Here is a 14192-nt window from a genome sequence, read left to right on the forward strand (position 1 = left end):
CACCCTTAGGGTACAGCCACTAAACGTAATAAGGCATCAATAAAATCATCCGAGCTCACGCCTTCTGCTTCAGCCTCAAAACTCAGCAAAATCCGGTGCCGAAGGACATCATGAGCAATAACATGAATGTCTTCTGGAGTCACATAATCACGCCCAGCCAACCAGGCATGTGCTTTAGAACAGCGATCTAGGGCAATAGTCGCTCGTGGGCTTGCACCAAAACGCAACCATCTTGCCAACTCATCGCTATATACAGCAGGATTCCTTGTCGCCACAACTAGTTGCACCAAATAGTTCTCCAGGGCCTCGCTCGTATGGACTTGTAAAACCTGACGTCTCGCATCAAACAAGGTAACTTGGCTTAGGGGCTTAACTGCAGTTCCTTTGCTCCCTTCGATGCCAAAGGCTTCTCGCCTGGCCAGCATAAGAATATCTTTTTCAACCTTGGTATCGGGATAGCCAATTTTGACATACATAAGAAAACGATCTAGCTGGGCCTCAGGCAAGGGATAGGTTCCCTCTTGCTCAATCGGGTTTTGCGTCGCCATAACCAGAAAGAGCTCTGGCAAGGGATAAGTCTTACCACCAATAGTAACCTGGCGTTCCGCCATTGCTTCTAAAAGAGCAGATTGTACCTTTGCTGGTGCTCGGTTAATTTCGTCCGCCAGGATCAAATGATGAAAAATGGGACCAGGTTGAAAAACAAAAGAACCTGTCTCAGGATGATAAACATCTGTCCCGGTTAAATCACCAGGTAAAAGGTCTGGAGTAAATTGAATACGGTGGAAACTACCCTCAACCCCGGAGGATAACTCTTTGACTGCACGAGTTTTTGCCAGACCAGGCGCACCTTCAACTAGCAGGTGTCCATCAGCAAGTAAGGCAATTAATAAACGCGAAACGAGTCCCTGTTGACCAATTATACGTCCATTCAGATAAGTACTTAATTCTACCAGTAGCTGTTGCACTGATTCTGTTGGTTCAAGATCGAGCTGCTCCATTCATCCTACCCTACGCAAAAAAATATTATCCTAGCGTGAAACTTGAGTATTGCCAAGTTACAAACATTTGTGCCCTATTCACCGAAAGTCTATATTTGGTGCATCTTGCAAGAAAAAAGACAAGAAACTACTCACATAGACAGCTATACTGCGCATTTTTTTGTCTTTTTTCTCGCAACCTGCGCTCAAATCCATACTTTTACCAAAATTCTGTATTGCCCCCAGAACGGGTACATATCTTTTAGAGATAGTCCTTATGCAACTCTAAGGGCATTAGCTGCTGCAAGCGCTCATAAAGATCAATAATCTCGGTACAAAAGACCTGTAATTGCTGCCTATCATCCCAAAGTTCATAATCGACGCCCTTACGAAATGCATACTGACGAGATAATTTTTTTAATAATTGAATATCTTGATTTGATAAACCCAGATCTGCACTTAGCTCTAGTAATTCAACTAAATTCTTATACTGATTGTTGGTTTTGAAACCATGGATAAGATAGGCTTTCAAAGTAAGTTCAAAGGCCGCATACATCAGGGAGATAAAGGGCGCTAAAGTATCTGCAACCCCGTGGCCTCTGATAGTGAGCTCCGCATTATCTTGCAATAAGTGTTCAGCGCAATAAGCATGATCTGTTGCTATTTTAATTAATTCTAAAGGTGTTAAGTATTTCTTATCCATCATTAAACCCAAGTGCAAAGATGACTCTTCGCTGTCTCAACAATTCCGGTATAATACAAATAATTTTCATTCTTTTCATCTTGTTTTAATTTTAGCCAAATGTATGACTTTATAAACAGCTCATTTTCCATCGGTTCGCTTGTTTTTGCCAACCGTCTAATCCAGGGTCCTTTGGCTGGCTTTAGCTGCGCCCCCTTTCGCGAGTTATTTTATCAATTCAGACCACCCGCCTATTGTGTCAGTGAAATGATTTCGGCACAGGATGTTGTCCACAAACATAAGCTCGACTCACGCTACTTACATCGTTCTATTACAGAGGACCTCCTTTGTTATCAAATTGCAGGCACTGATCCCGGCATCATGGCGGAAGCAGCTTTAAGACTTGAAAGCTTAGGGGCAGATTTAATTGACATTAATTGTGGCTGTCCTAAAACCAAGATTCGTAAAAAGGGGGCCGGCAGTGCCTTGCTTGAGAAACCAGAGCTATTACTGGCTATTATCGAGGCTGTTCGTAAAACAATTCGCATTCCTCTTAGCGTCAAACTTAGAATTCAAAATAATGATTCTGATATTCATCTAGCAAAAAATCTGGAAAATGCTGGTGCTGATGCACTTATCATACATGGTAGAGCTTGGACTGAAGATTATGATATTCCCACAAACCTCAGCCAAATAGGCAAAATCAAACAACAGGTCAGTATTCCAGTTATTGCTAATGGTGACATTTCTGAACAGAGCAGCTTAGAGGAGGCACTCAATAAAACGCAGTGTGATGCCTTTATGATTTCACGTTCAGGCACAGGCAAACCTTGGTTGTATCAAAGCTTATTGGATAAGCGCGAATTTAGAACCGATATGGAAGAGCAGAAAGCTCTTTTTCTACAACATTTACTTGGCTTAGCTAGTTTAGAAGGTGAATTCAAAGCAGTTTTGCAGTCAAAATCCTTAATACGCTATTATTTTCGCCAGCAGCTTGATAGTAAGCAGATGCAAGAGTTTTATAAGCTTGACCAGTTAAGCGCAATTGAATTTTTTTTAAATTCAATTTTATCTTTCTGATCAGATAGTTATGATTTAAGGCCTAGCCTTGTACAAATTAAGGTGCAGCCTCAATATGTAATAGATCACGTCCCTCCTTGTCTCAGCACTACGCCATCCAGAGTGCAGCGAAGGATCTCCTGAATGTGGCACAGTGCCTGTGTAGTGATAGATTCCCGCCCTCGCGGGAATGACAAATGTCCTTAACTTAAGGCAGTGTCTCTAACTCTCTCCCCAAGGGGAGAGAGGACATATCGTCTTCGAATGTGAGGAATTGCTCCTTGAGTTGGCGCCATTGACGGTTCACGCCCTATTCACAGAGCCTCTATTACGGGGGTCCTGTATTAACGGTTGTCTGTTGAGACGGTTTTGTTGGATTAGCAACCACAAACTGACTACACCAATTTGGATTAGAGGCCGGTGGGGTACAAGACGTAATATTCGCTGTCGATAATGGCGCAACAGAGTTCAGTGTGAATTTGTAAACTCTACTGGTCGAATCCTGTAGCGTGACTTGACAAGGATAATAGGATTGCGGGTATTGAAATGTAATTGCGCTTCCCACCGTGAATTGATTTGGCGCCGTTCCTGAACAATCAGGTGTTTGTCCTGATGATGGGCAGCAGATGCCGAAATTCGTGAAGAAGGGAGCTGTATCTGGCGTCCCAGGGCTAATTACTGTTACAGCACTGTTACTAAACTGTGCTGAGTTTGGCAAGCCCTGTGGTCCTCCGATAGATATATTGAGTCCATTACCTGTAGTGCTGATAAAAGCTACAGAATCATCCACTGAGAAAGCATATCCATTCGCTCCCAGAGTTTTATGTATCAATTGGGTATAGGGATTGAAATTTTGTAAGTAACCTGGGGACATAGTCAGATAATTATATTGCAGGTTAAGATAGGATTGGAAAATAGGATCGTCACTGCTAGGCAGTGTTTGGCCTGGGCAAGCGGACACATAACCATAGATATTTTTCAATGGTACTATGCCAGGGTTGCCACAAGTCGCCCAATTGTTCTGGAACAGGTTATTAACAATCACACAGTCCGGATCAAATGCAGCCAGACAGTTATTCCAATTAGCCGTAAGCAAGTTGGTTACGTCCGTATTGCTGGTTAGAAGCGAATTACCACTCAGAGCAATAAAGGCACCAGGGACCCTTGTATGAGGGGTATTAGTATACTTAGGCCAATTAGTCTCACTTACAAAGTTGTCAAGACTAGCCCTAAATTGTGTCAGAGGCTCCACTGACCCCATGTAACCGACTAGATTAGAACCGAAAGGTTCCATTGCCGCCGAAAAGTATATTTGATCAACATTAGAAATATTGAAATTAACTTCAACTAAATAAGTTGGATAGGGGGGAGTTTTGCTAGTAATTACTGATGCAAAAGTGTATTCCGCCAACTGATAAGGATCGGTATCTGGAATTCCTGTTGTTGCGCTAAAGTAAGATACAGGTGCCGCACAACCACTAAGGCAGGTTGGTCCAGTAGACTCTAAAGTAATAGGAATAGTTCCACCTGTAGACTGCGATGCCACTAAACTGGCTTGTATATCGTATAAATAGATACGCATTGACTTCCACCAATCTACATACTGATCAGGCACACCGCCACCAGATGGAGTAGCAACTAAATTACTATAGAACGGTACATAAACTAAAGTTGTCTGCCCAGGAGCTATTCCAGAGGTTCCATTTACATAAGCCCGGTGTAATAGAGTTGCTTTAAAAACATCGGTATTTATATTAGCACTGCCAACCTTAAATAAGCCTTGCATCCATGCATCAATATCCTGCTTTGGAGATTCAATAACCGGATAAATTGTCTCAGTCGTATTATTATGAAAAGCAATGACTTTAACTGGCACAGGAGAGACTTGAACATTAAATGGCGTCCCAGGAACTGGAGTCGCATCATCTGAGGTTGCTGTTATCTGGATTTGTGTAGTGCCATCCACACCAGCTAAGGTGAAATAGCCTGTTTGACTACCAACAATCACTCCTGGACCTGATAAGATCGCAAAGGTATAAATAACAGTATGCCCCGAACTATCCGTTGCATCCCCAACATATCCCCCAAAGCCATTAGCAGTTGCATCCGCTATTGCAAAGCTATTACCAGAACTAGGCCACGTAATGGTGGGGTTAGTCGGTGGAGGTGGAGTAGAACCTGCCCTTGCCACTACAGGCAATTGCTGAATAGTGTATAAACCAGCACCGACTACTATTTTCACATCCAAAATCGCTGCTTGTTGCAAACTAATGCCAAGTTGAAATTGGCAAAATCCGCCAGGTGCTAGGAGTTGATCAGCGCAACTACCAGTTACTTTCAGGGTTTGAACTGCACCACTTTGAATATTCGCTAATAATCCTAGTTTTACAGCAGGAAACCGTGGGTTATTTGGGTAAGTATTTACACAGGTATAGGTATTTGTATATTCCTTACCCGCCTGTACTTGCTCTCTGAAACTATCAACTGAGAGACTACAGATAATGTGATCGAATGCATAACCTGTCATTGATATCAACAATGAGGCGATAAAAATAAAATAGCGAAAATATTGTGTCACAGTAGATCCTTAATAGTCTTAATCAAAAAAACTCCGACTCCAATCGATACAAAGGGTTACCAGTCGAAGAAATATGTTCCCTGTAAAACTACCGCATTAGAATTAAGTTTGTTTTCTAGACGGTCAGCACTCAACACGCCCTCGCCCTTTCCTGTTCTGACCTTGCCATAATAAGCTAATTCATAACCAAGGCTGACTTGCGCTCTGTCATTGAACTCAAAGTCAAATCCAGCGCCAACAGAGCCTGCAAATTGGGTTCTATTTCCAGAAGTAAACCCATAATTTTTTTCCCAAGTGGTTTCGCCAGGGATAGGGTACTCGGAATAACCATGAACACGATTGATAGCAACACCTGCGCCTCCTGATACATAAGGCATTAACTGTCTCCAACGATAGAGATCCAGTTTAAGTTTCGCCATGATCAGTTGCTGCGAAATATCATACCTATATTTGAAGTTTCTAGTATCTGGCAAATCGTTAACATAAATAAAACCATCAATTCGAGCAGAATCAGTATAGGTATATTGTGCAGCTAAGCTATAAGCAGGTAGCCAGTCAGTAGCCCGGCGCCATTGATAACCAGCAAAGGCTGAATACTGTCCCGCGCTCTTTGAATGATCTGCAGAATAACGATCGTCAGGAAAATCAGGGATCCCAGAAGAAGCAAAACTCGATTCATCAGTTCCGAAGGGGAACATCCAACCCACACCTAGACCAACAAACCATCGATTGGTCGGACCAAGAGGAAAACCGTCCTTATCTTTGTAGACCTTTTGAACAGGTGCCTTTTGTATTGTTTTGCTGACCTGGGGACTATAAGTAGGAGGAGTATGTTTTAGGGCAACAGGCTGAGAATAAGGCGCTCTGCTGGCCGTTTTCAATTTTGTTGTTGCGACATGAGTAAGCGCTGAGCCTGCACCAAGCTTCGCAGCTGTTGTTCTCACCGCTGCTGCCGAATGAATTGGGCCTATTACAACTGTGTAGTAGCCGCTTCTTTCTCTAATCGCTATCGAGCTGTCTGATTTGCGTTGTAAAGCAGATTTTGCCCTCAGCGCATTGGATTTACTTTTAAAGCTAGCAACCTGAATATAAAAATCTCCAGATGAATTTGATCTAAGTTGACTTGCATTTTGTAAACCGTAGATGGTTTGGGCGGCAACAGAAGATAAACTTACCAGTGATAACCCTAGAGCAGTCAGAACTAATTTCGTACAAATTTGCCGCTTCATTTATCATCCTTAATGTGAGGAATTCCAAAATGCTCAGACTCTATCACTAATTTCAAATAGTAATCAAATTTTTTTGTAATCTCTCAATAACTTCCAGCTCGTCATCCTGAACAACGTGAAGGATCTCCTGAATGTGGCTTTGTGCCCGTTTTCGGAGATCTCTCACTACGTTCGAGATGACGGCACTTGAGGCTATTGAAAAATAGCATTAAGCGATAATCAAATACTTCGCCCCCCATCTACCCTCAATACCTGCCCAGTTATAAAAACATTCTCAACCAGCGCCAAAACTGCCTGGGCAATAAACTGAGGTTCTCCATGTCTTTTTAATGGGGTTTGGGCAATTATTTTTTCTTGAATCTGCTTATTCAGAGCATTGTCATTTTCCGGCCAGGCTATTGCCCCTGGCGCAACAGCGTTCACCCGCACTTCTGGTGCAAATTCTCGGGCTAAGGCCTTTGTTTGCATCGTTAAAGCCGCTTTAGTTTGACAGTATTCCGCATAATCCTTTAATGGTGTTTCACTATGAATATCGCTAATGTTAATAATCTGGCCTTGCTGTGCCGCAAGATAAGGACGAGCGGCTAGACTTAGCTCGAAAGGTGCTCTGACATTGGTTGCAAATAAGTTATCCCAATTCTGTTGGTTAAACTCTGCAAAATTTGTCTTTGTAAAAATCGAGGCATTATTGACTAGCAAATCCAAGCGCCCAGCAAAGGCAAGCGCTGCCGCAATAAGCTGCTTAGCCACCTTAGGGACACAGAGATCTTGCTGTAAAACATGTGCACTATCAGGACGTTGTTGATTCAGACTTTGTGCCAAACGCTGCGCCTCTGCAAGCGAATGATGGCAATGAATAACTACTTTAAAGCCGGCTTGATGAAGGTGTTTGGCGATTGCCGCGCCAATCCGCCTTGCTGCTCCGGTAATCAAAGCAACTCTTACAGCTTGTTTGTTCGCTTGATTCAAGGTATGTTCCCCGTTTTATAATTTTTAATCAGTTATGAATCTACAACAATCCATTCGCACTCAACTCGAAAAGCAAACCGATATGCCCTTCGTTGAATTTATGCAACAGGCGCTCTACGCTCCTGGCCTAGGCTATTACAGCGCTGGACTACAAAAATTCGGTGCCGAAGGTGATTTTATAACTGCTCCAGAATTAACGCCATTGTTTGGCCAAACACTTGCCAGCCAATGCCAACAAGTACTCACCTCCTTGTCTGAGCCCTGCCTATTTGAATTTGGTGCGGGTTCAGGCCGCTTATGTGTAGACCTTTTATTAGAACTAGAACAAAGGGCTTGCCTGCCAAAAAGCTATTATATTCTTGAAGTGAGTGCCAATCTTCGGCAAAGGCAGCAGCATTTATTTGAGCAAGAGATTCCTCATTTGCTAAATCGTATTCAATGGCTTGAACGATGGCCAGAACAACCTTTTAACGGCGTTGTTATCGCCAATGAAGTCCTCGATGCCATGCCCGTTCATCGCTTCCTACAAACTGAAGAAGGTCTATTGGAAAGTTTTATAAGTCTTGATGCCAATAAGGAATTTATCGAGATCTTTAAACCCTGTACCAATCCACGCCTGTTACAACAGGTACAACAATGCGTCGATAGTGAATTAAGTCCTTATCTCTCTGAAGTTAACTTATTCATTGAGGATTGGATACAACAATGTTTTGCGATGCTGGCAGAGGGCGCGATCTTTCTTATCGATTATGGCTTCCCAAGACATGAGTATTATCATCCAGATCGTAAGACAGGGACCTTGATGTGCCATTATCGCCATCATGCCCATACTAATCCCCTAGCTCATCCAGGTGAACAAGATATTACTGCCCATGTCGATTTTACCCAGGTCGCAGAAGCAGCACATGCTGCGGGCTTCCATGTTGCGGGTTACTGTAATCAAGCCTCTTTTTTGCTGGCAAACGGTTTGTTAAGCTTATTAGAAAATTCTGATAATGAACGCAGCCGGCTGCAGAAGCAGCAAGCTGTTAAGCAATTGGTTCAACCTAGCGAAATGGGTGAGCTTTTCAAAGTCATCGCTCTCACTAAAAACTGCGAGTTAGCACTGACTGGTTTTCAATTGCTAGATAAGCGAGCGAGTTTGTAATTATGAAAAAATATTTAACCACTGTAGAACTGCAAAAAGAGTCGATGAAGTTTTCTGCGGGACATACCACTATTTTCTCTTCGACCGAGCGGGAGCCGCTACACGGTCATATGTATGGGGTCTATCTGGCGCTGACAACCTGGGTTGAAGAAAATGGAATGACCTTTGATTATCGCTATTATAAAGAACGCATCCATAAACTATGCCGCCACCTCAATCAAACGTTTTTGATGCCGCAGTTTTCTCCTTTTTTGCAATTTGCAGAAGATGACAGTTATTACTATTTCACCTTTAACCATAAAAAAATACCTTTCCTAAAAGAGGATGTGACCCTCATGCCGTTAACCAATATTACTGTCGAAGAGTTATCGCGCTGGTTTGTGGAGGAATTAGTGAAGGATAAAGCTGAGTTAATTCGTCACAGACTTGAAAAAGTTGTAGTCAAGGTATTTTCAGCACCAGGACAATCAGCAAGCCATGAATGGCAACGGTCAGAGTGAATACGGTCTATAGAATCTGCATTCCGCACACTAGCCGCGATTATTTTGACTATCTGGGCGGAGACTTTAAACCCTGTATTGGTGCCCGGGTTTGGGTTCCTTTTCACTCAAAGACTCGCTTAGGTCTGGTTATTGCCAAAGACAGCTCTGAAATCGAGAAGGACAGATTAAAGTCGATCACGGCTGTACTGGATGAGCAGGCGTTATTAGATGAGTCGATGCTCGGTTTATGTCAATGGATCAGCTCCTATTACCAATCCCCTCTTTCAGAGGTCATTCCCCTAGCCTTACCGAAAAAATATCGCAGCGGCGAAGAGGTTTCTCTCCCTGTTGCCGATTTCTACGAATTAGCTCTTGATAAAACTAAGGCAGAAGAGCTGATCCCTGCCAGAGCGAAAAAACAGCGGGCACTCATTGATTTTTTAGCTGAGCAAAAAACAGCAAGCGCGAAGGCTGCGTTAATCGATGCGGGATTCAGTCGTCTACAGATAGAAACCTTGCTAGACCAAGGAATCATTGCTCTATCACAAAAAATACGTCTCCCCAGTTTAGGGCAGCAAGCAACAGATAGCCCCTTAACTTTAAATACTGAACAGGCTGAGGCTGTTAATACAATCTCTGAATCATTAAACCTCTATCAATGTTTTTTATTACATGGAGTAACCGGTAGTGGTAAGACAGAAGTTTATCTGCAGCTGATTGCTAAGGTTCTTGCACAAGGACGGCAAGTTTTGATTTTGGTTCCAGAAATTGGTTTGACTCCGCAGTTATTAGCTCGGTTCAGCGCGCGCTTTAGTGAGCCCATGGCGGTGATCCATTCTAATCTGAATGAAAGCGAGCGCCAGATAGCTTGGCAGCTAGCCAAGGATAAGCTAGTAAAATTAATCATTGGCACAAGAGCAGCTGTTTTCACGCCAATCCCTGATCTGGGGATGATTGTTATTGATGAAGAGCATGATAGTTCACTCAAGCAAATGGATGGGGTTCGCTATTCTGCCCGTGACACAGCGCTTATGCGAGCCTATTTGGCCAAGGTTCCTATCATTTTAGGCTCAGCGACACCTAGTCTTGAGAGCATGCATAATTGTGCACAAAATAAATACCATTTATTACGTCTCAATCAAAAAGCGATATCCAGAACGCCTCTATACTTTCAACTTGTAGATATCCGTAGCATTAATCTACAACAGGGTCTAGCGCCAATCACCTTAGATGCTATTGCTAAACATCTGAGCCAGGGGAATCAAGTATTAGTTTTTATTAATCGTCGCGGCTTTTCCCCCGTTTTACTTTGCCACCATTGCGGTTGGATATCCGATTGCTCAAGTTGTGATTCACATCTTACCTTGCATCGTAAATTGGGTCGTCTTGTTTGCCATCATTGTGGATTGAATAAAGCGATTCCTAGTCACTGTCCCTCTTGTACAAACCAGGAGTTATTGCCCATCGGCGCTGGCACCCAGCGAATCCACGAGTATTTACAAGAGCAATTTCCCAAGACCAGCCTCCTGCGCATCGATCGTGACGAAGTAAGAAAGAAAAATGCCCTTGATACCCAACTAGAGCGAATCAACAAAGGCGAAGCACAATTAATCGTTGGCACACAAATGTTGGCCAAGGGGCATCATTTTCCGCGCCTGACCTTGGTTGTCGTGCTCGATACGGATGCAGGCTTTTACAACCAGGATTTCCGTGCCCTTGAGCGCTTGGGACAATTATTAACCCAGGTTTCCGGCCGCGCTGGGCGGGCAGAACATTCTGGTCAAGTACTTATACAAACCCATCTACCCGATAATCCTTTACTGAATTTACTAATCCAGCATGGCTATGATGCCTTTGCCAAAGCCTTACTAATAATCCGGCAACAAGCCGAGCTGCCTCCTTTTCAATATCTCGCGGTAATCCGCGCCCAGCATAAAACGGCAAGCAAGGTACTGCATTTTTTGCATAAGTCTAAACAGCAATTAGAAAGTGAAGGAATTAGAGTGTTAGGGCCGGCGCCAGCCCCCCTTGCCCGCAAAGCCAACCAACATCGCATGCAATTATTAGTCAAATCCCCTTCGCGTAAAACCTTGCATCAGTCATTGACGAAGTTACGAAGCTGGTTAACAATCAATAAATTAACTAACAATGTCCGCTGGAATGTGGACGTCGACCCAGTAGACCTATCATGACAGACAAAAAAATAGCTGTTCATCAAAAAACCTTCGCCATTGAATGGGGTGATATGGATGCCCTAGGTCATGTCAACAATGGCCGTTATTTCGATTATTTCCAACAAGCGCGCATTGAGTGGCTGGAATCTATGAATTTCACCCTGCAGAAATCAACAGGCCCAGTGGTTATTCATGTTGCTTGTACTTTTCTGAAACCGATCGTTTACCCTGCGACTATCACGCTTAAGAATTCCTTGCATAGCATCGGACGTTCAAGCTTCATTATCGATCATGAGATTTATCAAGAAGAAACCTTGATGACCCAAGGCTTATCCAAGATAGTATGGATTGATTATAAAAAGATGATATCAATTCCTTTGCCAACGGGTATAACCGAGCTTTTTGAAGAGTCTTCAGAATAGCGTAACCCGTCATCCAAACATCGCTCGTCATCCCGAACATAGTGAGGGATCTCCGAGATTAGCACAGTGCTACACTCAGGAGATGTCTCTCTACGTTCGACATGACGTACGTATTTGTACTACGCTACATCATGCAGAGAAAACTTATTCTGATGTTTCTTTCTGTACATCAGCTTTACGAGATAAACCTAATTTTTCCTTCAATCGTGCTACTGCATTGGGATCAAATTGTCTCGTTGTCTTATGTTTAACTACCACGGCTGCGGCGGTTCGTGCAGAGGGAGCCATAACTGGGTTCTGTGCACTAAATGCGGGAGCACGCTCAGGGAATCCAGAGAAAGTATCCTGGGAATTGTGATAGCCTTGCTGAGCAGAAGGTTTAACGTTGTAATGGCTTGGAATCTTGCCGGCAAGGTTTTTACGGGCATTACGCGCGCTCTTCTCAACGCGTTTTCTGATTTTAGTGCTTGCTCGCTCTGCTTCTTCCTCAGTCACCTGAGCAACAGGTTCACCATTGAGATCAACACGAGTTTCTCGCGCCTTCAAACAGGTTAAATAATCGATTCGACGAGTAAAAACTACGACTGCTTCACGTAACTTACTACGTGAAATTCCAGCGTCCTCGGCTTTGTCAGCGTAGGCCAGGATATCATCCATAATACCTACTTTGAGAGGCCTGATTCGCGCTGTATTATCAAATACTTGCGGAAAAGCGGCTGCTAACCATGATAAAGCTTCATTGCGAGCTTTTTTGGATTTATTCTTTTGTGCTTTATTAATCACTGCTGTACGCGGATGAAGCTCTTGTCTTCTCATGCTACTACCCTATTTAGATAACTGATAACACTATAGCAAGGACAACGCCGCTGAAATGCATGGCTGGAAAAAAGTGCGGGATGTAGATTGCTATATTGGAAAATTAATTTCCATTTAAAAATGCGCATACAATGTACAATGATTAAATTGAATTTGCAAGTGTTCAACAGAGAGCTTAGGTCTCACTTCAAAGCCGCTCGGGCAGAGGAGGCCTTTAGGCCGTCTCGAAGCCTTTCACAGTGACGCTCTGAGACATGTGCTCGCACAGAGATATTCGCAAAATTAAAACTATTCGGTGTATACTCTTATTTAGGTTGAACAGAAGGTAATTAGCTTATGATAGTCCGTATGTTGATGTCACTTGTGGCAATCCTTTTTCCCTGGTTAATCTTGTTGCTCGAGGATAATCCTGGCGGTGCTGTTATTGCTTTGATCATGCAGGCCTCTGTGTTTGGCTGGCCTTTTGCAGCTGTCTGGGCACTACGTACACTTAGAGATGCACGTAAGGCTCGCAAAGCTGAGAAAGAAGCTGAGAAAGTTGAACAATATCGTGCTGAAGCAAGAGCGGAGCAACAAGCCCAAGCAAAAGCGCAACAAGAGGTTCAACAAGAAGCTCAGGTAAATCCTGAACAACAGCAAACCCAAATAAAATCTGAGCAATAAAAATACTATAGTCTTAGCCTCACTGCCATTAAGTTAGCGTCAGTTATGGATAGGAGGCTACATCAAAGCCGTTCGGGCTGAGGAGGCCTTTTGGCCGCCTCGAAGCCTTTCGCAGTGACGCTTTGAAAGCGAATATAAAAATCTTTAAGTACCCTGATTGGAGAATCTATGCAAATTCCTGTGATTGTTAATGGTGCTCACGGCAAAATGGGCTCCCTTGCTTGTGAAACCATTAAGAACCACCCTGATTTTTTACTTGTAGCAGGGTTAACAAGACAAGACAACCTAAGACAGGCAATTGCAGAGACCAAAGCAACTATAGTCATCGATCTCACACGAGCAGATTGTGTCTACGAGAATAGTCTAACTATCATCGACAGCGGAGCGCACCCTGTTATAGGTACCAGCGGTTTGCTTGATGATCAAATTAAAACCCTTAAACAATACTGCGACGCCCAAGAATTAGGGGGCATTATAGTTCCCAATTTTTCAATCGGCGCTGTCTTGATGATGCGTTTTGCAGCCCAAGCTGCTCGTTTTCTTACAGAAGTAGAGATAATAGAGACCCACCATCAACAAAAATTGGATGCGCCATCAGGTACTGCAATGAAAACTGCAGAAATGATCGCCAAAGCAAGAAACTCGAGCCCTAACCAATTAGCCTTGCGTGAACTAGTATCTGGCGCCCGAGGCGGCAGTCATCAGGGTGTACCGATTCACTCGCTGCGATTGCCCGGTTTTATCGCTAGCCAGCAAGTTATTTTCGGCTCCCATGGTGAATCCCTGACAATCTCACACAATAGTATCGATCGAGCGTCTTTCATGCCCGGGCTGATTCTTGCCTGCCAAGGTGTTCAAAAACTGAATACGCTTTATTATGGATTAGAGACGATATTGGATAGTTAATAGCATCCAGAACGTCTTTCGGAAAAGCAGTAAAAGTGAACTAGGCTTAGCCCTTCAAGCACCTTCTCCCTAGAAGGGAGAAGGA

The 14192-nt window shown here is 43.5% G+C and carries 13 protein-coding genes; 7 read left to right on the forward strand and 6 right to left on the reverse strand.

All coding sequences use genetic code 11. The annotated features are described in order from the left end of the window. Window positions 1-5: 5 nt before the first annotated feature. Window positions 6-1001 carry an AAA family ATPase gene (locus BN1094_RS01335; protein ID WP_043872626.1) on the reverse strand — a complete coding sequence of 332 codons (996 nt, stop codon included), beginning with the start codon at window positions 999-1001 and terminating at the stop codon, window positions 6-8. Window positions 1002-1242: 241 nt separating this feature from the next. Continuing rightward, a complete protein-coding gene (locus BN1094_RS01340) occupies window positions 1243-1701 on the reverse strand; it encodes a hypothetical protein (protein WP_342666451.1) in 459 nt (152 codons plus the stop codon). Window positions 1702-1782: 81 nt separating this feature from the next. On the opposite strand from BN1094_RS01340, the gene BN1094_RS01345 reads away from it, so the two are divergent. Then, window positions 1783-2742 (forward strand): tRNA dihydrouridine synthase, encoded by a 960-nt coding sequence (locus tag BN1094_RS01345; RefSeq protein ID WP_043872628.1) that lies wholly within the window; start codon window positions 1783-1785, stop codon window positions 2740-2742. Between the two features lie 307 nt (window positions 2743-3049). Here the strand turns inward: BN1094_RS01345 and BN1094_RS01350 are convergent, their stop codons facing one another. The 3 genes from BN1094_RS01350 to BN1094_RS01360 all read right to left on the reverse strand — a co-directional run bounded on the left by BN1094_RS01350 (window position 3050) and on the right by BN1094_RS01360 (window position 7497). After that, complete coding sequence (locus BN1094_RS01350) at window positions 3050-5299, reverse strand: hypothetical protein (RefSeq protein ID WP_043872629.1); 2250 nt, start codon at window positions 5297-5299, stop codon at window positions 3050-3052. A 56-nt stretch (window positions 5300-5355) separates the two neighbouring features. Further along, window positions 5356-6528 carry an SPOR domain-containing protein gene (locus tag BN1094_RS01355; protein ID WP_043872630.1) on the reverse strand — a complete coding sequence of 391 codons (1173 nt, stop codon included), beginning with the start codon at window positions 6526-6528 and terminating at the stop codon, window positions 5356-5358. Window positions 6529-6747: 219 nt separating this feature from the next. Continuing rightward, window positions 6748-7497: a pteridine reductase gene (locus tag BN1094_RS01360; protein ID WP_043872631.1), complete on the reverse strand. Its 750-nt coding sequence runs from the start codon at window positions 7495-7497 to the stop codon at window positions 6748-6750. Window positions 7498-7531: 34 nt separating this feature from the next. Between BN1094_RS01360 and BN1094_RS01365 the strand changes: the two genes are divergently transcribed. The 4 genes from BN1094_RS01365 to BN1094_RS01380 are packed head-to-tail and all read left to right on the forward strand — an operon-like array spanning window position 7532 to window position 11722. Then, on the forward strand, window positions 7532-8644 hold the full coding sequence (locus BN1094_RS01365) for a class I SAM-dependent methyltransferase (protein ID WP_043872632.1): 1113 nt from the start codon (window positions 7532-7534) through the stop codon (window positions 8642-8644). Window positions 8645-8646: 2 nt separating this feature from the next. Beyond that, the gene (locus tag BN1094_RS01370) at window positions 8647-9144 is read left to right on the forward strand and encodes a 6-pyruvoyl trahydropterin synthase family protein (protein WP_043872633.1); all 498 of its coding nucleotides are present in this window, start codon (window positions 8647-8649) and stop codon (window positions 9142-9144) included. Continuing rightward, window positions 9141-11318, forward strand: coding sequence for a primosomal protein N' (locus BN1094_RS01375; protein ID WP_043873638.1), 2178 nt, complete (start codon window positions 9141-9143; stop codon window positions 11316-11318). Before BN1094_RS01370 ends, BN1094_RS01375 begins: the two co-directional genes overlap by 4 nt. Next, window positions 11315-11722 (forward strand): acyl-CoA thioesterase, encoded by a 408-nt coding sequence (locus tag BN1094_RS01380; protein WP_043872634.1) that lies wholly within the window; start codon window positions 11315-11317, stop codon window positions 11720-11722. Before BN1094_RS01375 ends, BN1094_RS01380 begins: the two co-directional genes overlap by 4 nt. A gap of 144 nt (window positions 11723-11866) precedes the next feature. Here the strand turns inward: BN1094_RS01380 and BN1094_RS01385 are convergent, their stop codons facing one another. Further along, window positions 11867-12538, reverse strand: a complete 672-nt coding sequence (locus BN1094_RS01385) for a ProQ/FinO family protein (RefSeq protein ID WP_043872635.1) — start codon at window positions 12536-12538, stop codon at window positions 11867-11869. Between the two features lie 336 nt (window positions 12539-12874). Between BN1094_RS01385 and BN1094_RS18645 the strand changes: the two genes are divergently transcribed. Then, window positions 12875-13201, forward strand: a complete 327-nt coding sequence (locus tag BN1094_RS18645; RefSeq protein WP_052403067.1) for a hypothetical protein — start codon at window positions 12875-12877, stop codon at window positions 13199-13201. A gap of 168 nt (window positions 13202-13369) precedes the next feature. Next, window positions 13370-14107, forward strand: coding sequence for a 4-hydroxy-tetrahydrodipicolinate reductase (gene dapB / locus BN1094_RS01395; protein ID WP_043872636.1), 738 nt, complete (start codon window positions 13370-13372; stop codon window positions 14105-14107). Window positions 14108-14192 lie beyond the last annotated feature (85 nt).

Source organism: Legionella massiliensis (assembly GCF_000756815.1).
In the GTDB taxonomy this organism is placed as follows: Bacteria; Pseudomonadota; Gammaproteobacteria; order Legionellales; family Legionellaceae; genus Tatlockia; species Tatlockia massiliensis.